The following is a 22,905-nucleotide window of genomic DNA, read 5'->3' as shown; positions in this document are numbered from 1 at the left end:
TTAAATCCTAGCTTGATTTCAATTTGAGTAATTCGCGTCTTTGCTTTTTATCCGGTTTGTTAACAGGATGTGGTGCAAAAAAGCTGTTGTTTTTGCGTGCTATTGCGTTTTGTTCACGCTTTTCAATACTTTGTTCCGATTCAAGGTATGATTGCTGGGCAATCGTAGCGGATTGACGTCTGTCGAGTAACTTCAAAATGGTTACTTCTTTTTCATCAACCCCTTGTGCTAGCTTAACCTTTGCACCAACTTCAACACATTTACTGGGTTTACAGCGTTGCCCGTTATAGTGTACTTTACCCCCTTGTATCATTTCTCGAGCGAGTGCTCGGGTCTTGTAAAACCGTGCTGCCCATAGCCATTTGTCTAGCCTAATAGTCTCATTTTGCTTGGGTTTTTCGGGGGATTTCTTTGTCACAATTTATTAACCATGAAGAACGTGCGATAATGATGCAAATTTAGCATATTTCCACATTCAAAAAAAGCATGTGGAACTCTTGCGACGTTTAGTGTTCGAAGGGCTAGCCACAAGATTAGACAGGATACGTAAACTGTCATATTAGTGCGCTTGTTGTATTTTCACCGAAAAGGTACACTGGGTCGCTCAACAGAATAAGAATAGACGGATATGGAACTACAATTACAACAGTTACAAAAAACATTACTTGCGCTGCCTCATGCCAAACTTAGCCGTTTAGTGGTTTATTTGTCTGTTGTTTTTATTGCTTATTTATTATCTCAATTGTTTTGGTTGCTATGGCCTAAACCGGTTACTGCGCCTTTGCCCTCAATGTCTGCCGTGTATGCGTCCAGCAGCTCAGCGGTTAACAGCCAAGCAATTATTCAACAGAATCTATTTGGTGATGCGCAAAGCAAGCCTGTTGAACAGCCACAAGCTATTGTTTCTGATGCGCCTCAAACAGCATTGAATGTTCGTTTGACTGGGATAGTTGCTGTGAGTCTCAATGATAAAGCGGGACTTGCGATTATTGAATCTCAGGGCCGTCAAGCGACTTATGAGGTGCAAGAAGCGGTTGAAGGCACGCGCGCCAAACTTGCCCAAGTATTACCAGATCGAGTTATTTTAGATGTGAGTGGCCGTTTTGAGACGTTGATGCTTGATGGTTTGGAATATTCAAAAAATGTTGCTATGCCAGTCGCGCCTAAAGTGCCAACCAAAAGCGGAGGACTTGTGCGTACAACGGTCCCCAGTGAATTAGTAGAGAAAAAAGAAGAATTATTAAAAGATCCAGGCAAATTACTCGATTATATTCGCATTACGCCTTACAGAAGTTCAGGAGAGCTTTTGGGCTATCGCTTGAGCCCGGGTAAAGACCCTGCTTTGTTTAACAAAATGGGGTTAAAAAACAATGATTTGGCTGTTGCAATCAACGGTTATCAACTCACGGATATGAAACAGGCCATGGCTGCCATGAACGAGCTAAGAAATAGCACTGACGCCACTATTACGGTTGAGCGTGATGGTCAGGTCATGAGCGTGCAATTTAGCCTGTAACGATACTAAATTTGGAGTTTAAAAATAATGGGTAAAAAGCTACACCTCACAAAAATCAAAAAAGGGTTAGCTAGATATGCAGCTCTGATGTTAGCAGCTGGTTTGTCGCTTTCTGTGTCTGCTGTTGAGTATGCTGCCAACTTCAAAGGCACTGATATTAACGAATTTATTAATATCGTTGGTAAGAATCTAAATAAAACCATCATCATCGACCCCAATGTACGCGGCAACATTAACGTGCGTAGCTATGAGTTGATGGATGAATCTCTGTACTATCAATTCTTTTTAAACGTACTCGAAGTGTATGGTTACTCTGTGACGGAAATGGACAGCGGCGTATTGAAGGTTGTGCGTAGCTCTGACGGCAAAAAAGGCAATGTGCCATTGGTTGAAGGCGAGGAAGCGGGGAATGGTGATGTGATGATCACCCGAGTTGTACGTGTGAAAAATGTAAGCGTACAAGAGCTAGGTCCACTCATTCGCCAATTTAGTGACCAAAAAGATGGTGGTCACGTGACTAACCTAAACTCTGCCAACGTAATGATGCTCACAGGTCATGCGGCATCGGTTAATCGTTTGGTGGATATCATCAAGTCAGTAGACCAAGCAGGCGACAAGCGTGTAGATATCGTTAAGCTAAATCATGCCACAGCGGATGATGTTGTGTCGGTCGTTGAGAGTATTTATAAAGATAGCGGTAAGGGTGCTATTCCCGATTTTCTCATTCCAAAAGTCGTTGCTGACAGCCGCACTAATAGCGTCATTGTTAGCGGCGAGTCACAAGCCCGAAGCAGAGCAACTGATTTAATTAAGCGCTTAGACAATGAGCTAGAAAACCAAGGCAACACTAAAGTTTTTTATCTTAACTATGCCAAAGCTGAAGACTTGGTAAAAGTGCTGCAAGGTGTGAGCAAAACACTGCAAGAAGACGCACAAGGTGGTGGTAATAAAACCCGCAGCAGGAATAAAAATGAAACCAGTATTGAAGCGCATCCAGACTCAAACTCACTGGTTATTACCGCACAGCCAGATACCATGCGTTCATTATCTCAAGTGATTGATAAGCTAGATATTCGCCGAGCTCAAGTATTGGTAGAAGCGATTGTTGTTGAAGTCTTCGAAAGTGATGGTATTAACTTTGGTCTGCAGTGGATCTCAGAGCAAGGGGGGATGCTGCAGTTTAACAACGGTAGCACCGTACCTGTTGGGTCTTTAGCCGTAGCGGCTGAGCAAGCGCGTGATAAAGAAGTCAAAGGGACTATTGTTGGTACAGATGACAATGCAGTATCAAATACGGTTAAAACGGTAGAAGGTGACTTAGGACCACTCGGTCAGTTGCTTGGTGGTGTAAATGGCCTGGCGATGGGTATTATCAAAAACGATTGGGGTGCAATTGTTCAGGCAATTTCAACTGACACCAAATCAAATATCCTAGCGACGCCTTCCGTCACTACCATGGACAATGAAGAAGCCTCTATGATCGTGGGTCAAGAAGTACCTATTATTACTGGCTCTACATCGGGTGACAATAATTCTAATCCATTCCAAACAGTTGACCGTCAAGAAGTGGGTATTAAGCTAAAAGTGACGCCGCAAATTAATGACGGCTCCGCAGTGCAACTTACCATTGAGCAAGAAGTGTCGAGTGTGAGTGGTGCAACAGCGGTTGATATTTCAGTAAATAAACGAGCTATCAATACCACCGTAATTGCAGATGATGGTGGTATGGTAATTTTAGGCGGCTTGATTGACGAAGATGTACAAGAAAGTGTCTCAAAAGTACCACTGTTAGGTGATATTCCTGTCATAGGGCATCTATTCAAATCAACGGGTACCACCAAGCGTAAGCGTAACTTATTGGTATTTATTCGCCCGACCATTATTCGTGATAGTCGTAGCATGAATGAGCTAAGCCACTCTAAATATAACTTTATTCGTACTGAGCAGCAGATCCAACAAGACGATGGTATCGATTTGATGCCGTTTGAAGCCACACCGGTATTACCAGAGTGGAACGATGCATTGGTATTACCACCAACGTACGAAGAGTTTTTAAACGAACAAAATAATAAAGAGCGCGGTAATGATGACTGAGAGTAAGGTAGAAGCGGTCACTGAGATGTCGGTTAGTGAGCTATCCGTAACTGATATGCCTGCCGAAGTCCTCGAACAGTCTGAACAAATAGCACAATCGCCTGTGCGTTTGCCATTTGGTTATGCTCGCCGAGAAGGTATGTTAATGAGCCAACAAGCGGACGGGCTGGTCGTTTACTATCGCGGTGAACTAAAGGTAGAAACCTTGTTGGAAGTACGCCGCACCGCAGGTGAAGCATTTAAGCTTGAACACTTAGATGATGACAAGTTTGAACTGCTTCTTGAGGCGTCTTATCAGCGTGATAGCTCTGAAACTCAGCAAATGATGGAAGATATTGGTAATGAAGTGGATTTGTTTTCATTAGCCGAAGAGCTACCACAAACAGAAGACTTACTTGCTGCCGATGACGATGCGCCGATTATCAAGCTAATCAATGCAATGCTGAGTGAGGCTATCAAAGAAGGTGCGTCAGATATTCACATCGAGACTTTTGAGCAAGACCTAGTTATCCGTTTTCGAGTTGACGGTGTGCTTAAAGAAGTGCTTAAACCAAACCGCAAGTTAGCGTCGTTATTAGTATCGCGTATTAAGGTTATGGCAAAGCTGGATATCGCTGAAAAGCGTATTCCACAAGATGGTCGTATCAGTTTACGTATTGCTGGGCGTGCCGTTGACGTACGTGTTTCAACCATGCCATCAAGTTTTGGTGAACGTGTTGTATTGCGTCTACTAGATAAAAACAACGCACGTCTAAATCTAGAAGATTTAGGCATGACCGAGCGAAACAGAGAACTATTTGCTGATATCATCAGTAAGCCACACGGTATTATTCTTGTAACAGGTCCTACGGGTTCTGGTAAAAGTACCACTTTGTATGCGGGTATGAGCCAAATAAACTCAAAAGACCGTAACATCCTTACTGTTGAAGATCCGATTGAATACGAAATTCCAGGTATCGGTCAGACGCAAGTAAATACCAAAGTAGATATGACTTTTGCTCGAGGCTTACGCGCCATCCTACGTCAGGATCCTGATGTGGTAATGGTGGGGGAGATACGTGATTTAGAAACAGGCCAAATCGCAGTGCAAGCATCTTTGACAGGTCACTTGGTGATGTCAACGCTGCATACTAACACCGCTGCTGGTGCCATCACGCGTATGGAAGATATGGGGGTTGAACCGTTCTTACTGTCTTCTTCACTATTAGGTGTGTTGTCACAACGCTTAGTAAGAACACTTTGTCCAAACTGTAAAGAAGCACATCTTGCGGATGAGCGAGAGTGTGAACTTCTAAGTCAACCGTTTGATAAAGCACCTACGATTTATCGTGCTGTAGGCTGTGAAGAGTGTAACTTTAATGGTTATAAAGGGCGTACTGGTATCCATGAGTTACTGGTGGTTGATGAGACTATTCGTGAGCTTATTCACAATGGTAAGGGAGAGCAGGCGGTAGAAAAGTATATTCGCAAGCACAGCCCAAGCATTCGTCAAGATGGCCTAGCTCGTGTACTTAAAGGCCAAACTACTTTGGAAGAAGTATTACGCGTGACGCGTGAGGAAGGGTAGTTATGGCGGCGTTTGAGTATCGCGCTTTAGACGCAAAAGGCAAGGAAAAGTCTGGTATTTTAGAGGCTGATACCGCTAAACAAGTCAGGCAAATGCTACGTGAAAAAGCCATGATGCCACTTGAAGTATCGCCTGCTGCAGAGCGAGACAAGCAACAATCAGGTGGTGGGTTTAAGCTGTTTCAAGGCTATAAGCCATCCGTTGCCGACTTGGCTTTGATAACACGTCAGCTTGCAACTTTGATCCAATCTGCATTACCGGTTGAAGCTGCGGTGATGGCTGTGGCAGAGCAATGTGAAAAGCCTCGCTTAAAACGAATGCTGATGTCGGTACGTTCTAAAGTGGTTGAGGGCTATACATTGGCAGACGGTATGTCTGAGTTCCCACATGTATTTGATAATTTATACCGTTCAATGGTGGCAGCGGGTGAAAAGTCAGGTCATTTAGATCAAGTATTAAATCGATTGGCTGATTACACCGAACAGCGCCAACATATGCGTAGCCAAATTACTCAAGCAATGGTTTATCCCACAATTTTGGTGGTTTTTGCGATTGCCATTGTCTCAGTCTTACTTGGGACAGTCGTGCCAAAGATACTGAAAACATTTGAGAAATCTAATCAGGTTCTACCTTGGACTACCGAGTGGGTGATGGCGGCAAGTAACTTTGTGCAAAGCTATTGGCTCGTCAGTCTTGTTGTGATTACTGGCAGTATGGTTTTGATGAAACGTTCTTTACAGCAGCCCAAGGTGCGTTTTTGGTTCGATAGTAAGCTGTTAGTTTTGCCAGGTATAGGCAAGGTGAGCAGAGGTATTAATACTGCAAGATTTGCGCGCACCTTAAGTATTTTATCTTCAAGTTCAGTCCCATTGCTTGAGGGGATGAAGATAGCCGGGCAGGTGCTTGAAAACGAGAAAATTAAGGCGGCTGTTGCTGAAGCTGCAACACGCGTAAGTGAAGGCGCAAGTTTGCGTGCTGCTTTGCATCAAACCAAGCTATTCCCACCAATGATGCTTCATATGATTGCCAGCGGTGAAAAATCAGGTGAGCTTGAACAGATGCTAGAACGAGCTGCAAATAACCAAGATAGAGAGTTTGAAAGCATGGTGAGTGTGTCACTTAAGCTTTTAGAACCGGCAATGATAGCCAGCATGGCAGTGATCGTGCTGTTCATCGTAATGGCTATCTTGCAACCTATTATGGCTATGAACAAAGCGGTTGGATTATAGTCAAACATAACACTTGAGCATGTCATTCTCATGCGTATTAAGTAATTAACTTTGAGGGAAAATATCGTGAATAAACAATCAGGTTTTTCATTATTAGAGGTAATGGTGGTATTGGTGATCATAGGTATGATCATGTCTATCGTTGCGCCAAATATTATGGGTTCACAAGAAGAGGCCGCAATTGATAAAGCGCATTTAGATATTCAGCAGCTAGAAGATGCAATGAATATGTACAAGCTAAAAAACAAAGCGTTCCCCACAACAGAGCAAGGTTTAGAAGCGTTAGTTACCCAAACTACAATCGATCCAGTACCAAAACGTTTTCCTGATGGTGGTTTTATTTCAAAGCTACCTGAAGATCCTTGGGGTAATCCATACCAATTAGTAAGCCCAGGTGAAATGGGTAAAATTGACATCTTCTCAATGGGTCCAGATGGCGAAGTTGGTACTGAAGATGACATTGGTAACTGGGACGAAGAGAAGTAGCGATTAATCTCATATGAGCAACTTGTCACCTCGGCATAGCACAGCAAACCACCCGCAAGGATTTAGCTTGATTGAAATCCTCGTGGTGATTGTGATCATTGCATTTGCAACCAAAATGGTTACTTATAGCTTTGGTGGCGATATGGAAGAAGAGCTAGAAAAAAAGGCATTGCGCACTCACAGTGTGCTTAACATGGCTTCTGAATTTGCCGTGCTAAATCAGGTTGAGTTGGGCTTACATTTAGATAAGAACGTACTTGAACTGTTAGTGTTTGATGGTGACAAATGGACGCCTCTAGAGTCAGAAGAGTTATACAAACCCATCGAGTTTAGTGATCAGTACCGAGTTGAGTTGAACATCGAAGATTTAGCTTGGTCGCAGGATAACTTGCTAGAGCAATCTAATTGGCGTGAACTGATGGGTACTGATGCCGATGAGAGCTTATTAGAGCTAAAAAAGCTTAAAGTACCACAGGTATTGATTCTATCTTCTGGAGAAGTCAGTGCTTTTCAGATAACGATTGAATTGGCTGAGCAAAATGAGCCAGTTTATTTTATCGAAGGTGAATTTATGGCGCCGGTTAACTTGCGTATGGAGCCTGAATGATGATGCGCAATAATCGTGGCTTTACATTATTAGAAGTGATGGTCGCTATGAGTATATGTGCTATGGCGGGCATTGCCGCCATGCAAGCAACTGGCGAACATATTACACACATATCAACGCTTGAAGAGCAAACCTATGCCTCATGGGTTGCTGAAAATCGCCTCGTAGAAATGCGCGCTAGCGGCGAAAAGTGGTCTGGCACCAATAATCAAAAAGGCGAAGAAGAACTAGCTGAACGAACATGGTACTGGCAGCAAAAAGTCACTGCAACGGCAGACCCCAGCTTTGTCAAAGTGACCGTGGAAGTGTTTAGCGATGAAGCGTTAAAGCACTCGGTCTATGACTTAACCACGTTTATTCTCAAGGATAAATCATAATGCGCCAACGTGGTTTTACATTGCTTGAAGTCATGGTTGCTCTGGGCATCTTAGCGTTTGTGGTTATGGCGACTCACCAAATTTTAGACTCAACCCTCAAAGCGAAAGATGCATCGGAGTCGACCATTGCAGAACTTGAAGCATTGCAGACCACTTTTCGATTGATGGATCAAGATTTTAGTCAAATGACCAAACGTGAAGTCCGCAATGAGGCCGGAGATGTTAATCCTACCTATATATTACACGGACGCTATGAATTACAAAGCCAGTTTGATGGTATTGCGTTTGTCCGTGATGGTTGGACAAACCCTATCAGCTTACTGCCTCGTTCTGAGCTACAAGCGGTCGGCTACCGGGTTGTTGATGATAACCTAGAACGTATATATCGTATTTATGTAGATGAACTTGATGGCGCAGAGCCTCGTTCGCAAGTTGTCATTGAAGACGTTGAAGAGCTTAAATTTGAGTTTATGGATGACAAGCAAAAGTGGCAAGAAGATTGGAAAAAGAAAGCCTTACCTGTCGCTGTTGCGGTTACGTTACAAGTTAAAGGTGCAGCACCTATTCGTCGTCTATTTTTAACCCCAGGTGATGGCAAAGAGCAACAAGCTCAAAGTGAAAGTGGCCAAGTCAGGGGGGGTTCTTTTGATAACACCCAAAATGAGCGTTCAGCTGTTGGGGGCCGTAGATGATAAAAAAACAACACGGTGCGGCACTAATCATCGTATTATTTATCGTCGCTTTGGCAGCAACGGTTGCTGCTGAAATGGCTGGCAATTTAATGGTGCAAGTACAGCGCGCGCAAAACATTCAAACGCACCAACAAGCTAAATGGTATAGCTATGGTGCTGAAGAGCTTGTTAAAAAAGTACTTTTGGAGAGTAAAAAAGAAGAGCCAGAAAAAGTACACCTTGGGCAACCTTGGGCCTTGAGTGATGTGCCATATCCCGTGGATCATGGCACGCTAAGTGGCGAAGTAACTGACTTGCAAGCATGCTTAAATTTAAACGCCCTTAGAGCCGAGAAAAAGCAAAGTGGTAGTGTGGACGATACCAATCCAGCTCACAAGGCGTTGTTGTCGTTGTTGAACAACATTGAAGACTTACCTGTAGAAGAAAGCGAAGAAGCGTTGGCTGATAGTGTTTATGACTGGCTTGATGAAGACAGCATCACGTTTCGCTCCGGTGCAGAAGAAGATGAGTATATGTCCAGAACCACACCTTATTTGAGTGCCAATAATTTAATGGCGTCTGAGTCAGAGCTCAGAGTAATCAAAGGGTTTAATCCCTTGGTGATGGAAAAGTTATTACCTTATGTGTGTGTCATCCCAGGTAACACTGAGTTAAAAATCAATGTAAATACAATCAAAACGGAACAAGCCTTATTGTTAAGTGGCTTATTAGAAGGCCTAAGTGCCTCTGGTGCAGAAGCTATCATCGCAGCGAGGCCAGAGAAAGGGTTTGATAATGTTGAAGATTTTTTTGTCGAGGCAAGGGATCAAGGCGCTAAAGTTGATAAGCAAAGCAACGAATTATTTACCGTAAATAGTAATTATTTTAAGTTACGCGCAAAAGCACTATTTGATGATAGACGCTTTTCAATGACCTCAATTATTCAAATAAATCAAGGTCAAGCAACTATACTGGCGCGAAAATTTGGAGGCGTACAGTGACAGAAAAATTAGTGATCCGAGTGGATCAGTCACACCAAAAACCGATTCATTGGTTAGTATTTTCATCTGCGGATGAACAAATCATTGCCAGTGGTGAATTAGACAATGCAGAACAACTTGAGCAGCTATCAGAAAAAGCGGCTAGTCGAGAGGTAACGCTATTGCTGAGTGCTTCTCAAGTGCAGTTAAAGCGTGTGGTCTTGCCGACTAAGTGGAACCGAAAGCTAGAGCAAGCACTGCCATTTATGCTTGAAGAACAAATCGCGTGTGATGTTGATGAGCTGTTCATTGCCGTTGGACAGCCTGTAATGGATGGTGAAAAGCACTGTATCGAAGTCGCCATTTGTAATAAGCAATGGTTGAAAGGCTGGTTAACGTTATTCAGTGAACTGGATATTGAGCTAACACGCGTAATACCAGATGCATTGCTATTGCCAGAGCAACAAGACAATGCATTATCTATGATTGAGCTTGGTCAGCAGTGGCTTTGCCGTTTAGGGCACTGGCATATCAGTGCGATAGAAAAAAGCTGGGGAGCGGATTATCTATACGCGTTACAGCCAAGTAGAATTGTTCATTACAGTCCTGCTGAGGGAATCCCTGATGTGGCACCAAAAGAAGCAAAAGAAGCTGAATATGATTTACCTCTAGCGCTTTTTGCAAAGCAATTAGGAAATGTCTCATTTAATTTGCGACAAGGGGTGTTTGCTGCAAAGAAAAAGCAACCACAATGGTGGCGAGATTGGCGCAGTGGCTTACTGGCGGCAAGTATTGCAGTTGGCTGTTTTGTCGTGGTGAAAGGTGTTCAGTTGGTGGTGTTACAAAAGCAAGCTGACGACTTCAAAACACAGGCTGTAGCCGTTTATCAGCAAGCCTTTCCTGGAAAAGTAGTACGTCCACATCTGCTGAAAAAGCAAATAGAGGGAGAGCTTGCAGGGCTTGGTAGTGCAGAGCAAGGTGGATTCCTAAAGTTGACCAACCATTTAGTCGCAGTGTTTGGTGAAGTTGAGAATTTTACGCCTGAAACATTGCGCTACGATCGTCGCAGAAATGAGTTGAGAATTCGTGCACGTGCGAGCGGCTTCCAAGTATTTGGGCAAGTTAAAGCAATTTTGGAGCAGCGAGGCTTAGAGGTGCAACAAGGGTCATTAAACAATGACGGTGATGTAGTGATTGGTGAGATCCGACTACGAGGTGATGCATGAAAGAACAAGCATTAAAATATTGGCAATCACTTAAAGAGCAAGAACAGAAGCTACTCATTGTTGCTGCTATTGTATTTGTTATATTCTTTTTAATCATGGGTGTATTTAAACCACTCAATGCCGCAGTGGACAAAGCGCAAAGTGATAAAGCGCGTTACCAAGCGCTTGTGACTTGGGTTAATAACAGTGTCGTAAAGATAAAAAGCAGCGCATCAACGCACCAAGTCGCTAGTACGAGTAATTTATCAGTACTTGTTAACCGCACTCGTGGCCAATATCAAATTAACATTAGTAAAATGCAGCCTAGTGATAATGCATTAAGACTCACGATTGATTCAGTGGAGTTTAATAAGTTGGTTGCTTGGTTAGATGAGTTAAGTAATAAACATGGTGTGAAAATAGATAGCCTAGATCTGGCACAAGATAGTGCGCCCGGCTATGTGCGTGTGAGCCGTCTGTTGTTAGAGAATTAATATGAAAAAAACAATTAGTTTAATCGTTATTTTTATCGTCGCTTTTGCTTTATTCACGGTATACAACATGCCCGCTTCCGTGGCATTACAATTACTGGGTAAACAATTGCCGCCAAGCTTGCAAATAGGGGCAGTGAGCGGCACGTTATGGCAGGGACAAGTCAGTGAAATTCGAGCTAGCAACATACAATTAAATAATGTTCGCTGGAAGATCGAGGCGCCAGCCTTACTGCTTGGAAATATGCAAGGCAATGTGCGCTTTGGCAGCGTGAAAGATAAATCTGATATTTCTGGCCGGGGTAACTTTACGCTTGGTTTGGTGGACCAGAGTATTTGGTTATCCGATACGTCAGTGCGTTTTAGCGTAGAGCAAGCGATGTCACAAGTGACTCTACCCTTACCTGTAAAAGCAAAAGGAAGAGTCCTGTTAGATATTGATAATTACCACAGTGGTGCTCCTTACTGTGAGGCCCTCAAAGGTGAGATCAGAAGCCCAGGTATTGCCGTCGAAGGACTTACTGGATGGTTTGATATCGGTCAGCTTGGTGGCGAGCTGAGCTGTAAATCAGGAGATATAGCTGTATTGGTCGACCCTGATAACCGTTTAGGTTTACAGGCTGATGCGGTGCTCGCTGATAACTTTCAGTTTCGTGTCGCTGGCAATATTAAGCCCGAAGCCTCTTTACCAAAAGAAGTACACGATGCCGTTAAGTTTTTAGGGCGTCCTGATAGTGAAGGTCGTTACCCAGTTAACTTATAATATGAATTATGCTTGAATTTAGTTTTACGTCTGAACATCGCCAGCTTTTAGAGCGCTACATTAACCATAGAAATGGAGCTATGCCTTTGAGTTGGGTGCAGGGCTATTTGTTTGCCTCTATTTGCGGACCTGATGCCGTAGAGGTAGAGCAGTGGTTAGCCGAGATCACTGCTCATGATAACGATATCGATGAGTCTGTAGTGTTCGCTTATATGGCATTGCATCACCAGATCACTGAACAGGTTTTTACCGGTGCTTATCAACTGCCATGGCTCAATGATATTGAGTATGCTGTCTGTCAGCTCTGGAGTATGGGTTTCTTAAACGGTGTGCAAGGTTACTTTGAGCAGCTGCAAGCTTCAAATGAGCTTAGTGCTGAGCTTAAAGATGCCTTGCAAATGGCCACTGAGCAGCTGGCATTCTTTTCGCTGGAGCATAGCCAAATTTCGCAATACTGCGCACAGAACCAATGCGATGAGTCTGCATTTGTAAATCAACAAGCACAATTGGCCCAAGAGTTTGCCCAAGGTTATGCGCAGCTCATTGAGACAGTTGCACTGCAAAGCGGTTTGTATGATGATGAAGAAGGCTTTTAAGCTATTTCTAGCTCAATTTGAGTACAGCCTTTTTCACAACAGACTTGTCCCTTTTGCGCTGCTTCCACAGCTAAATTGAGCTTCAATGGTTTGTGGCATGTTTCACATAGTATGGTTTGTCCAGCACTGAGTTTCTTTAACAATTGCTTTTGTTGATTAAAGGATGCGGCTCGTTGTTTATTTAATTGGTTAAAGTCCATTATAGTGATCCTGTTCTTTGCATCGCGCTTTCTATAATGTCGCAAATATTTTCTAGCTTGTCAGTGAAAAAATACAAGCTCATTTCTCTTTCAATACAGTATTGTTGAAAAAACTTTTTCATTGTTAGATCGTTAGCGAGCTCTTCATCTAAATGTGCGGCTTGTTTGTCCGTTAGTTGGATTTGCTGATCTATGCGAGTACGGGCCCTTGCTGCGGCAGTTGGTCGCTGCACTTTAGTGGACTCACTGAGCATGGCGATACTCTTTTCGAGAAACTGCTGTCTTGGCTGTTTGATCATTTCAATATCAGTTGTGAATAGTGCAACGATAAGCAGCACAAAAATTAAAAACTTCTTCATAATGACGGCAACTTTGATCTCGATAGGGCTATATCCTGAGGAGTGTAATAAAATAGTTTAAGGAAAAGCAAGTTAAGATAGCGAACTGCTAGCTCAATATAAAAAGCAACAGTTTGTTTTATTGGTCAATAATGACTTCTATGGTATCAATCACCTTGCAAGCTTGCGTATAATATCCCTATTCTAGTTAAGGTTACTGTAGCAAGTAACGCTCGATCATGGCGGCTTAAGGAGCTTCGATGGACAAGCAAATAAAAGTCAAAAATATCCCTTCAGAGGTAAAAATTCAAAAGCCGGATAATTTGCAGCCGGATAGGTTTAATCCCAGAAATCGTATTTATGTGCGAGCTGTTCAAGGGCTACATCAATTGCTGCGAAAGCGGATAGGCTTTGTTGGTATGTTGGCTTTTATGCTCTTACCATGGCTTAGCTTTAATGGTCAGCAAGCGGTGTTGTTTGATTTATTTGAGCAAAAATTCAATATATTCGGTCTGACACTATTACCGCAAGATTTAACTATCTTAGCGTTTATATTGATGATCGCAGCCTTTGCGTTATTTTTAGTAACCACATTTTATGGCCGAGTTTGGTGCGGCTACACCTGTCCACAGACGGTTTGGACGTTTATCTTTATTTGGTTTGAAGAAAAATTTGAAGGCACCGCTAATCAGCGCAAAAAGCTCGATCAACGAGATATGGATTTTGATAAATTTTGGCGGAAAACGGCAAAACATAGTAGTTGGATGTTGTTTTCGTTATATACCGCACTCACTTTTGTGGGGTATTTCACTCCAATACGTGAGTTAGTGCCTAACTTACTTACTTTTTCTGCTAGCGGTTATGCCACAATCAGCATTTTAGTATTTGCTATATGTACCTATGGTAATGCAGGTTGGATGCGCGAGATCATGTGCTTACACATCTGCCCATACTCGCGCTTTCAGTCCGCCATGTTTGATAAAGATACCTTTACCGTAAGTTATGATACAAAACGCGGTGAGTCCAGAGGTCCTCGCTCTCGTAAACAGGATCCTAACGAACTGGGGTTAGGGGATTGCATTGATTGTAATTTATGTGTTCAAGTGTGCCCTACTGGTATCGATATTCGCAACGGCTTGCAATACGAATGCATTAACTGCGGGGCATGTATCGATGCCTGCGATGGTGTTATGGATAAAATGAATTATCCAAGAGGGCTCATCTCTTATACCACTGAGCGTAACTTAGAAGCATCTGCCGAAAAGACCAAACCAGTGCGTGGAAAATTAATTGGTTATTTATGTATTTTGCTGGTTCTTTGCGGTGCGCTTGTTGCTAACATCACCATGCGAAAGCCAATGGAATTAGATATTATTCGTGATAGAAACCAACTTTATCGGGTCAACTTTGATGGGCTGGTTGAAAACACGTACACCTTAAAGATAATTAACAAGGCACAAGTACCTAATACATATCATATTGATGTTGTGGGCTTGAGTAACTTTAAGTTTTTAGGGAAGCAGCAAATAACTGTTGAAGCCGGGCGTTCGATGGACGTTCCCTTATCGATAGTTATTGACCCATATGATTTGAAAAAGCCGGTAACGGAGTTCGAGTTTTCAATTTATCCTGTTGACGAGCCCGACAGTCGCTTAACGCAACAGACGAACTTTTTTAAAGGTAAATAGTTCAGTACACTACAGCTGACAGATAAAAGCGGGTTAACCCGCTTTTTTTATAACAGAGAGACTTATGAGCGAATTTAGCTTTGCAAATCTAACCCCCGATTTCATTTTAGATGCCATTGAGAGTGTTGGCATATATCCAGAGTCAGGTTTACTGGCACTAAACAGCTATGAGAATAGGGTGTATCAGTTTAAGGCTGATGATAACTTTCGCTATGTCGCTAAATTCTATCGGCCATATCGTTGGAGTGACGAGCAAATTTTAGAGGAACATCAGTTTGCATTTAGTTTGCAAGAAGCTGAAGTGCCAATGGTTGCGCCAATTAAGCGTGGTGGTGACAGTCTATTCCACTATCAGGGCTATCGCTTCGCATTATTTCCAAGTGTAGGCGGACGTCAGTTCGAGATGGACAACTTAGATCAACTAGAAATATTAGGGCGCTATATTGGCCGTATGCACAGAGTTGCCGGTACACAACAATTTAAACATCGCCCCACCATTAATTGCCAAGACTATTTGTATAATGCAAAGGATGCATTGCTTAAAAGTCAGCTGCTTCCGATGCATTTGGAAACGCCTTTTGTCACGATTCTCGAACACTTAATAGAAAAAACAGAACAAGAATATCAGCAAGTTGAGCAGATCCGTTTGCATGGCGACTGCCATGCTGGCAATATTCTCTGGTCTGGTGAGCATTTGATGTTGGTTGACCTAGATGATTGCCGTCAAGGCCCTTTGATCCAAGACCTTTGGATGATGTTAAATGGCGATAGGCAAGAACAGTTAGTACAACTTGATACACTGTTATCGGGTTATGAAGAATTTAATACGTTTGAGCAGCGTCAGTTAAATTTAATTGAACCGCTGCGTGCCATGCGTATGGTGCACTACATGGGTTGGATAGCAACTCGCTGGCAAGATCCTGCTTTTCCACGGAACTTTTCGTGGTTTGCAACTGACAAATACTGGGAACAACAGATATTGGCACTAAAAGAACAATTTGCCACGTTACATGAACCTGCGCTGAGATTAATTCCATAAAAATTGAGAGAGATCCATGTTTAAAACAATAAAACAATCCCTTCTGCTACTGGTTATACCCTTGTTAACCTTTGCTGTGAATGCTGCTGATTTTACTGATGGTAAGCATTATCAGACTATCGAGAACGCCAAAAGCGAGACCCCAAAAGTAACTGAGTTTTTCTCTTTTTACTGCCCACATTGTTACCAATTTGAGCCCATTGCCATCGCACTGGAAAATAGCTTGCCAGAGGGTGCTGAGTTTGAGAAAAGTCATGTAAATTTCTTGGGCGGACTGCCTGCACAAGTACAAAGTAATCTGAGCTATGCCTATATCATTGCGCAACAAGCTGGAAAGGGCAAACAGGTTGCTGCGCAGATTTTTGATAGTATTCACAAGAAAAAAGCAAACCTAGCAGAAATCAAAGATGTGAAAAAGCTGCTTGAACTAAATGGCATAAGTGAAAAAGAGTTTGACCAAAGCATGAGTAGCATGTTGGTTATTGCCGCTGAGAAGAAAATGCAAGAGCAGCAAGAACTGTTTGGAAAATTAGGTGCATTAACAGGCGTACCTACTTTTATAGTGAATGATAAGTACAAAATAAATGTGCGAGAGCTGAAAAGCCAAGCTGAATTGGAATCACTGGTAAAATATTTGCTAGAAAAATAAGAATTGGAGAAATATATGTTGAAGTTTATTAAAGCAGCGGCTGTGGCGCTTATGTTACCAATGCTGGCGAATGCTGCGCAGCAGTATGAAGAAGGTGTACACTATGAAGTGGTTTCTGAGCGAGGCACTAAAAAGCCTGAAGTGACAGAATACTTTTCATTTTATTGTCCTGCCTGTAATGCTTTTGAGCCATTAATTACTGAGTTTAAGCCAAAGTTAGACAAAAGTGTGAAGTTTAAAAAGAGCCATGTTAACTTTGTCGGTCCACGTGACCCAGAAAAGCAAAAGATGATGGCTAATGCATTAGCCACTGCAGCTGTATTACCGCAAAAAGATGCCATTGTTTCTGCGCTGTTTTCTCATATTCACACAAAACGTGGCAAGATAAACGAGCTAGCTGATATTAAAGATATTTTTGTGTCACAAGGCGTAGATGCAGATAAGTTTGATAAGTTGTATAAAAGCTTCTCTGTGCGTACAAAAGCTTCTCGTATGACACGTATGCAAGAACAATTACAAGATAAGGGCGCATTAACAGGCGTACCAACGTTTATCGTTAATGGTAAATACAAGCTATTATTACGTGAATCGAAGACGACAACACCTGAACAGATCAGTGCGTTGATCAATTATTTAGCAACCAAGTAATCGTAATTTAGTTTGTAACAAAAAAGCCTCGAAAGAGGCTTTTTTGTTTTGTAGTTTTAAGTTTAGTTGGCTCTGGTTTCGAGCTCAGCAACGACTAAAGTGAATGTACGTAGCTCGTCGCCTCTATACACCTCAAATTCGAGTCGAGTGCCAGGGCGAGTATTACCGATGAATTTGAGAGTGCGCTGTGGATTGGTGACTGGTTCTCCTGCCACTTTTACGATAATGTCGTTTTCTTGCATACCGGCTTGCCATGCGGGTCCTAGAGGGTCTAAATCACTGACTCTGAGACCAACTATACGGGTGTATAAATCGGTAACTTCTTTACCAGTGCTATCAACTGCTGCTCCCCTGAAACCCAAATAACCACGTACTACCCGACCATCTACAATGAGCTTTTGCATAACTTCTTTAGCGAGTTGGTAGGGTACGGCAAATGAAATCCCTTGGATGTCGATATTGTAGCGAGTACGAAATTGTGCTGATGTGATACCTACGAGTACGCCATTGGAGTTAACAAGCGCACCACCAGAGTTGCCAACATTCACCGCTGCATCCATTTGTAATAGGTTATTGTAAGGGCTATCAGTGAGAGATTGCTTGCCTGTTGCGCTGACAACACCTTGAGTAATGGTTTGACCCAAATTAAGCGGGTTACCTATAGCAAGTACAACATCACCAACGCGAGGATTAAAACTATCATCAATGGGGATCACAGGAAGATGTTGCGCATCGATTTTTAGTAATGCTAAATCTGTGATCGTATCAAAGCCAATGACTTGTACATCATTAAAGCGGCGTCCATCCGTCAGTATGACCATGATTTGGTCGGCATCATTGACAACATGGTAGTTAGTCAGAATATAGCCATCATGAGACATGAGCACACCTGAACCAAGCTCTTGAGTGGTGTTTGCGCGCATGTAACGAGGCACAGATGAAATGCTTTCAGAGAAGATAGTAACAACCGCAGGTGCTGCTTTTTCAACAGCATCAGCAAAGCTCATGTGGCTATTGGTATAGTGTCCGGTTACGTCAAACTTTGGCAGTACAGCGCTTTTTAAGTTTGGAGAAAACCAAATAATTAGAAAAGCGATACAAAGTCCTGCCACAAAGGGAGGGAGTAAAAAGCGAATTAGTTTAAGCACAAGCGCAGTCTTATTAGTTCTAAAGGTTTTATCATGCACAAAGAAAAACACAGCGGCAAGTGCCACTGTGTTTTTTAATACAAACTTATACTTATATTATTGAATAAGTAAGAAGACCGAGTCTCGACCGCGTTTGATACCAAGCACAATGTTACCCTGAATATCATCGATTAGGCTGCTCATATCACGAATGCTATCAACTCGTTTACGGTTAACTTGCATGATCACATCGCCTTCTTCTAAACCAACTCGTGCTGCAGGAGAGCGAGGTTCAACAGACGTGACAACCACACCTTTATTGCCATTGCGCTCACCGCTTTCAAGCACAGCGCCGCGCAGCATTGGGTGCACTTTGTCAGCTGGAGCTTGAGCTTCACCTTGACCTTTAAGTGTTACTTCTATGGTGCGTTTACGACCATCTCGATAAACACCAAGCTCTACGGTTCTGCCTTCGCCAATTGTTGCAATTTTACTGGCTAGCTCTGCAAAGCTGTGAATATCGTCACCGTTAACACTGATAATAACGTCGTTGGCTAAAATGCCGGCTTCTGCAGCTGCAGACTCTTTGACAACACGTGCAACATAGGCACCTTGCTTAACGTCGAACCCTTGTGCCTTAGCAATACCCGCATCAAGCGTGCGACCCTCTATTCCTAATGACCCGCGGCGAACCTGACCAAACTCAATGATTTGATCCACTAGGTTTTTCATCATATTCGAGGGAATTGCAAAGCCGATCCCCACATTGCCGCCTGAAGCCCCTAAGATAGCGGTGTTAATACCAATCAGCTCGCCTCTTAAGTTCACCAGTGCGCCACCTGAGTTACCTTGGTTTATTGCTGCATCAGTTTGAATAAAGTCTTCATAACCTTCAATATTTAAGCCGCTACGTCCCAGCGCACTGATAATTCCTGAAGTAACGGTGTGGCTCAGACCAAATGGATTACCAATGGCGACAGAAAAGTCACCGACACGAAGCTTGTCAGAATCAGCCAGTTTAACCTCAGTTAAATCATTGCCATCGATTTCTAGTAATGCAATATCTGACTCTTTATCAGTACCGACGAGTTTAGCTTCAAACTCTCGACCATCTTCTAGAGTTACAACAATTTTCTCAGCATCTGCTATTACATGGTTGTTGGTAACTACATAACCTTCATCAGCATCGATAATTACACCGGAGCCTAGACCACTGAATTGACGCTTTTGACTGCGTGGCTGAGGGTTACCAAAGAAATAATCGAAAGGGTCAACACGACGCCTTACTTCTTTTGCACCTGAAACTTGAATACTGACCACACCAGGTGTCACACGCTCTAGCATTGGTGCAAGTGTTGGCATAGCTTGGCCATCTACTGCCATTGGAAGCTTAGCTAAAGCAGCATTTGGGCTAATAAGTAGGGCGGTTGATAAAATAGCTGCTGTTAATAACGAGTGTTTCAATTTCATAGTTAGTAAATACTCCGCAAAAGCGTTAATGCATTGAAAAGGCAAGTACTAAAATCTATGGGTGCTTGCCGTTTCGCTATTGTGAAAAACTATATCTACTGACTATGGGGTCAAAAAAAAGTTCATCAAGAGGCTTTTGATTGCTCAACTTCTAACCGTTCACCTGAGAAAAGACCACTTTCACCATCAACATAGTCGGTTGGCTGTGAAAAGCCTTCGCTCGCTCTATCGCTGCGGCGGCGTTCAGGTCGACTCTTCAATGAAGCGTGTAATTGCTCCGTTGTTTCTTTTGAGAAAAATGGCTCGCTAGGGTGACTTGGTTTTTCCGCTAAGAGTACCTGATTTGTTTCCTCTACATGGTTTAGTAGTTGACTATAGCTATCTTGCATTTTGCCCATTAGCTTTTTGGTACTGGCAAGGTGGTCAGCAACTTCTTGGCGGTATTGCTCAAGTTCATGCTTTGCTTGTTGAGCTTGCTGCTCAAGATCACTGTGTTTAAATTGCTTTTTAGTCCATACAGAGCCAATAAAAAAGGCAGCAATGGCAACGATTACGATAAGGCCAATCCAGGCAAATGAGGTCATATATCTCTCCTAATAACATCGCGAAGCGCATAAGCTTTGAAAACTGGGCGAGTTTGCGACTAATGATAAAATCTAATGATAAGCTAAATATACGCCTAGAATCGATGCGTGTTAATATAATACGCAAATAAAAACGTAGAACTATGTAACTGACTATGACACCGTGGGAAAAATATCAGCAAGATTTACAGCGAGAAGACTTTCAATACGATAGTGCTCAAGAGAATGCCGTAAAGCATTTACAAAGGCTATATGATGATTTAGCTGCAGCCCCAGAACCCAAAAAGGGGTTGTTCGCTAAGTGGTTTGGCAAGCCTAAGCCACAAAAAGTCAAAGGTTTATACTTTTGGGGAGGAGTTGGGCGGGGTAAAACTTATTTAGTTGACACCTTCTACGAAACATTACCAACAGAAAGAAAAATGCGAGTGCACTTTCATCGTTTTATGCATCGAGTGCATGATGAACTAAAGCTTTTGAAAGACGTTAAAAATCCGCTAGAAACAGTTGCTGACAAATTCAAAGCACAAACGGACATAATCTGTTTTGATGAATTCTTTGTGCAGGACATTACCGATGCAATGCTGTTAGGTGGTTTGATGCAAGCATTGTTTGCCAGAGATATCGTGTTGGTGGCAACTTCTAATATTGTTCCTGATGAACTGTATCGAAATGGTCTGCAGCGAGCACGTTTTTTACCAGCTATAGAATTAGTGAATGAAAATACCGAAGTGGTGAATGTTGATTCGGGTATCGATTATCGGTTACGAACACTTGAGCAAGCGGAGATTTTCCACAGTCCACTGGATGAGCAAGCGGATCAAAATTTATTTGAGTACTTTGATAAACTTTCACCCGAACCTGGCCGTTTAGATGAAAAAATTGAAATAGAGGGACGTTTAATCCAAACCCGTAAAGTCTCCGATTGCATCGTGATGTTTGACTTTTCAGCCTTGTGTGAAACGGCGCGATCGCAAGTTGATTACATGGAAATAAGTCGACTATACAACACAGTCATTTTGTCTAATGTGAAGCAGTTGGGACAACATAACGATGATGCGGCAAGGCGTTTTATTGCACTAGTCGACGAATTTTACGAGCGTAATGTCACTTTGATTATCTCTGCTGCAGCGCCAATCACTGAGCTGTATACCCAAGGTACTTTGAACTTCGAATTTAAGCGCTGTGTCAGTCGGTTACAAGAAATGCAGTCACTGGAATACCTTGCAAGAGAACATCTTGCATGATTGCTGGTTTATTGTTCTATCAAAATAGGAGAGCGTGATGCAAAAAGTTTTTTGTAGAAAAAACAATCTCACGCTAGTCAAGTATAAATAGAGTTGCTATAATCCGCGGCCTGCCACGTTGCGTTCTATTGCCCTCGTCGGCTTAGCCACTGACTTGAGCGGCAAAAAAGTCTTAAACTCGAAGGGGTTAAAGCACTCATATAGTAAGCGGTAATCTTTTGATTACCTGTGGTTTTAAATAGAAAAACATTGGATTTTTAAATGAAAACGTTTGTTGCTAAACCAGAAACTGTAAAACGTGACTGGTACGTAGTTGACGCTGAAGGTAAAACTTTAGGTCGCATCGCTACTGAAATCGCTCGTCGCCTTCGCGGTAAGCATAAAGCTGAGTACACTCCTCATGTAGATACTGGTGATTACATCATCGTTATCAACGCTGAAAAAGTTACTGTAACTGGTAACAAAACTCAGGACAAAATGTACTACGCTCACACTGGCTTCCCTGGCGGTCTTAAGTCTGTGAACTTCGAGAAACTTCAAGCTAAAAAGCCTGAAATGATCATCGAAAAAGCGGTTAAGGGCATGTTACCTCGCGGTCCTCTAGGTCGTGAAATGTACCGTAAACTTAAAGTTTACGCTGGTAACGAGCACAACCACGCGGCACAACAGCCGCAGGTTCTAGACATTTAAGGAGCACACTCATGGCAAATCAATACTACGGTACAGGTCGTCGTAAAAGTTCAAGTGCTCGCGTATTCTTACGCCCAGGCACTGGCAGCATCGTAATTAATCAGCGTTCTATCGAAGAGTACTTCGGTCGTGAAACTTCTCGCATGGTTGTTCGTCAGCCTCTAGAGCTAGTTGAAATGACAGAGAAGTTTGACCTTTACATCACTGTTGAAGGTGGTGGTATGACTGGTCAAGCTGGCGCAATCCGCCACGGTATCACGCGTGCACTTATGGAATTTGACGAGTCACTTCGTCCTTCACTTCGTAAAGCTGGCTTTGTTACTCGCGACGCTCGTAAAGTTGAGCGTAAGAAAGTTGGTCTTAAGAAAGCACGTAAGAAGACACAGTTCTCAAAACGTTAATTTTTTACGTTTCAGGAATTCAAAAACCCAGCATCTGCTGGGTTTTTTGTTTTTGCTTTATTCTTACCTGCCTTTTAAATTCAGTTCGAACAATTTTTATTTCTGCTTAATTAGTAGGCATTTTTCCTAATCCTCAGATTTTCTGATAAAAAAAGTGCAATATTTAGGGATTTAGTGCAAATCTGACGATAACTCGGCGTATTTTTTTGCTACAATTGCATGGCAAGTAAAGTGAGCGAGTTTCA

General features: G+C 42.6%; 26 protein-coding genes. 20 read left to right on the top strand and 6 right to left on the bottom strand.

The window, feature by feature from the left end; all coding sequences use genetic code 11:
- Positions 1-7: 7 nt before the first annotated feature.
- On the bottom strand, positions 8-418 hold the full coding sequence (gene hslR / locus HG263_RS15200) for a ribosome-associated heat shock protein Hsp15 (RefSeq protein ID WP_171626933.1): 411 nt from the start codon (positions 416-418) through the stop codon (positions 8-10).
- Between the two features lie 210 nt (positions 419-628).
- Here hslR and gspC point away from each other — a divergent pair, with 210 nt between their 5' ends.
- The 13 genes from gspC (at position 629) to HG263_RS15135 (ending at position 12,582) form a co-directional block, all read left to right on the top strand.
- Positions 629-1,516 carry a type II secretion system protein GspC gene (gene gspC, locus HG263_RS15195; RefSeq protein ID WP_171626932.1) on the top strand — a complete coding sequence of 296 codons (888 nt, stop codon included), beginning with the start codon at positions 629-631 and terminating at the stop codon, positions 1,514-1,516.
- Between the two features lie 27 nt (positions 1,517-1,543).
- Complete coding sequence (gene gspD / locus HG263_RS15190; protein WP_171626931.1) at positions 1,544-3,610, top strand: type II secretion system secretin GspD; 2,067 nt, start codon at positions 1,544-1,546, stop codon at positions 3,608-3,610.
- 55 nt (positions 3,611-3,665) lie between these two features.
- Positions 3,666-5,177: a type II secretion system ATPase GspE gene (gene gspE, locus HG263_RS15185; protein WP_281358297.1), complete on the top strand. Its 1,512-nt coding sequence runs from the start codon at positions 3,666-3,668 to the stop codon at positions 5,175-5,177.
- Positions 5,178-5,179: 2 nt separating this feature from the next.
- Positions 5,180-6,406: a type II secretion system inner membrane protein GspF gene (gene gspF / locus HG263_RS15180; protein WP_171626930.1), complete on the top strand. Its 1,227-nt coding sequence runs from the start codon at positions 5,180-5,182 to the stop codon at positions 6,404-6,406.
- A gap of 66 nt (positions 6,407-6,472) precedes the next feature.
- Positions 6,473-6,892: a type II secretion system major pseudopilin GspG gene (gene gspG / locus HG263_RS15175; protein WP_171626929.1), complete on the top strand. Its 420-nt coding sequence runs from the start codon at positions 6,473-6,475 to the stop codon at positions 6,890-6,892.
- 13 nt (positions 6,893-6,905) lie between these two features.
- The gene (locus tag HG263_RS15170; protein WP_171626928.1) at positions 6,906-7,499 is read left to right on the top strand and encodes a prepilin-type N-terminal cleavage/methylation domain-containing protein; all 594 of its coding nucleotides are present in this window, start codon (positions 6,906-6,908) and stop codon (positions 7,497-7,499) included.
- A 2-nt stretch (positions 7,500-7,501) separates the two neighbouring features.
- The gene (gspI, locus tag HG263_RS15165) at positions 7,502-7,876 is read left to right on the top strand and encodes a type II secretion system minor pseudopilin GspI (RefSeq protein WP_171626975.1); all 375 of its coding nucleotides are present in this window, start codon (positions 7,502-7,504) and stop codon (positions 7,874-7,876) included.
- Positions 7,876-8,568 (top strand): type II secretion system minor pseudopilin GspJ, encoded by a 693-nt coding sequence (gspJ, locus tag HG263_RS15160; RefSeq protein WP_171626927.1) that lies wholly within the window; start codon positions 7,876-7,878, stop codon positions 8,566-8,568. The genes gspI and gspJ overlap by 1 nt, the downstream gene beginning before the upstream one ends.
- The gene (gspK, locus tag HG263_RS15155) at positions 8,565-9,548 is read left to right on the top strand and encodes a type II secretion system minor pseudopilin GspK (RefSeq protein ID WP_171626926.1); all 984 of its coding nucleotides are present in this window, start codon (positions 8,565-8,567) and stop codon (positions 9,546-9,548) included. Before gspJ ends, gspK begins: the two co-directional genes overlap by 4 nt.
- Complete coding sequence (gspL, locus tag HG263_RS15150; RefSeq protein WP_171626925.1) at positions 9,545-10,753, top strand: type II secretion system protein GspL; 1,209 nt, start codon at positions 9,545-9,547, stop codon at positions 10,751-10,753. The genes gspK and gspL overlap by 4 nt, the downstream gene beginning before the upstream one ends.
- Positions 10,750-11,226 (top strand): type II secretion system protein M, encoded by a 477-nt coding sequence (locus tag HG263_RS15145; protein WP_171626924.1) that lies wholly within the window; start codon positions 10,750-10,752, stop codon positions 11,224-11,226. The genes gspL and HG263_RS15145 overlap by 4 nt, the downstream gene beginning before the upstream one ends.
- A gap of 1 nt (position 11,227) precedes the next feature.
- Positions 11,228-11,986, top strand: a complete 759-nt coding sequence (locus HG263_RS15140; protein ID WP_171626923.1) for a type II secretion system protein N — start codon at positions 11,228-11,230, stop codon at positions 11,984-11,986.
- 8 nt (positions 11,987-11,994) lie between these two features.
- Positions 11,995-12,582 (top strand): UPF0149 family protein, encoded by a 588-nt coding sequence (locus tag HG263_RS15135; protein WP_171626922.1) that lies wholly within the window; start codon positions 11,995-11,997, stop codon positions 12,580-12,582.
- Here HG263_RS15135 and HG263_RS15130 read toward each other — a convergent pair.
- Positions 12,579-12,782: a hypothetical protein gene (locus HG263_RS15130; RefSeq protein WP_171626921.1), complete on the bottom strand. Its 204-nt coding sequence runs from the start codon at positions 12,780-12,782 to the stop codon at positions 12,579-12,581. The genes HG263_RS15135 and HG263_RS15130 overlap by 4 nt on opposite strands.
- Positions 12,782-13,141 (bottom strand): hypothetical protein, encoded by a 360-nt coding sequence (locus HG263_RS15125; protein ID WP_171626920.1) that lies wholly within the window; start codon positions 13,139-13,141, stop codon positions 12,782-12,784. Before HG263_RS15125 ends, HG263_RS15130 begins: the two co-directional genes overlap by 1 nt.
- Positions 13,142-13,380: 239 nt before the next feature.
- On the opposite strand from HG263_RS15125, the gene ccoG reads away from it, so the two are divergent.
- From ccoG to HG263_RS15105, 4 genes are all read left to right on the top strand, one after another.
- Positions 13,381-14,808 (top strand): cytochrome c oxidase accessory protein CcoG, encoded by a 1,428-nt coding sequence (gene ccoG, locus HG263_RS15120; protein WP_171626919.1) that lies wholly within the window; start codon positions 13,381-13,383, stop codon positions 14,806-14,808.
- A 64-nt stretch (positions 14,809-14,872) separates the two neighbouring features.
- Entirely contained in the window at positions 14,873-15,847 is a 975-nt protein-coding gene (locus HG263_RS15115; protein WP_171626918.1) for a serine/threonine protein kinase, read from the top strand.
- Positions 15,848-15,863: 16 nt separating this feature from the next.
- A complete protein-coding gene (locus tag HG263_RS15110) occupies positions 15,864-16,496 on the top strand; it encodes a thiol:disulfide interchange protein DsbA/DsbL (protein ID WP_171626917.1) in 633 nt (210 codons plus the stop codon).
- A 15-nt stretch (positions 16,497-16,511) separates the two neighbouring features.
- The gene (locus tag HG263_RS15105) at positions 16,512-17,144 is read left to right on the top strand and encodes a thiol:disulfide interchange protein DsbA/DsbL (RefSeq protein WP_171626916.1); all 633 of its coding nucleotides are present in this window, start codon (positions 16,512-16,514) and stop codon (positions 17,142-17,144) included.
- A gap of 62 nt (positions 17,145-17,206) precedes the next feature.
- Here the strand turns inward: HG263_RS15105 and HG263_RS15100 are convergent, their stop codons facing one another.
- The 3 genes from HG263_RS15100 to HG263_RS15090 all read right to left on the bottom strand — a co-directional run bounded on the left by HG263_RS15100 (position 17,207) and on the right by HG263_RS15090 (position 20,325).
- Positions 17,207-18,292, bottom strand: a complete 1,086-nt coding sequence (locus tag HG263_RS15100; protein ID WP_171626915.1) for a trypsin-like peptidase domain-containing protein — start codon at positions 18,290-18,292, stop codon at positions 17,207-17,209.
- 96 nt (positions 18,293-18,388) lie between these two features.
- Positions 18,389-19,741 carry a DegQ family serine endoprotease gene (locus HG263_RS15095; RefSeq protein ID WP_171626914.1) on the bottom strand — a complete coding sequence of 451 codons (1,353 nt, stop codon included), beginning with the start codon at positions 19,739-19,741 and terminating at the stop codon, positions 18,389-18,391.
- A 125-nt stretch (positions 19,742-19,866) separates the two neighbouring features.
- A complete protein-coding gene (locus HG263_RS15090; protein WP_171626913.1) occupies positions 19,867-20,325 on the bottom strand; it encodes a Z-ring associated ZapG family protein in 459 nt (152 codons plus the stop codon).
- Positions 20,326-20,480: 155 nt separating this feature from the next.
- Here HG263_RS15090 and zapE point away from each other — a divergent pair, with 155 nt between their 5' ends.
- From zapE to rpsI, 3 genes are all read left to right on the top strand, one after another.
- On the top strand, positions 20,481-21,569 hold the full coding sequence (gene zapE, locus HG263_RS15085; RefSeq protein WP_171626912.1) for a cell division protein ZapE: 1,089 nt from the start codon (positions 20,481-20,483) through the stop codon (positions 21,567-21,569).
- Positions 21,570-21,830: 261 nt separating this feature from the next.
- A complete protein-coding gene (gene rplM, locus HG263_RS15080) occupies positions 21,831-22,259 on the top strand; it encodes a 50S ribosomal protein L13 (RefSeq protein WP_152084769.1) in 429 nt (142 codons plus the stop codon).
- Between the two features lie 11 nt (positions 22,260-22,270).
- The gene (rpsI, locus tag HG263_RS15075) at positions 22,271-22,660 is read left to right on the top strand and encodes a 30S ribosomal protein S9 (protein WP_171626911.1); all 390 of its coding nucleotides are present in this window, start codon (positions 22,271-22,273) and stop codon (positions 22,658-22,660) included.
- The last annotated feature ends 245 nt before the right edge of the window (positions 22,661-22,905 follow it).

The sequence above is a fragment of the Pseudoalteromonas caenipelagi genome (genome assembly GCF_013140855.1).
Taxonomy (GTDB): Bacteria; Pseudomonadota; Gammaproteobacteria; order Enterobacterales; family Alteromonadaceae; genus Pseudoalteromonas; species Pseudoalteromonas caenipelagi.
The sequence above is the reverse complement of the archived record's forward strand: the minus strand, read 5'-3'. Positions and strand labels throughout refer to the sequence as shown.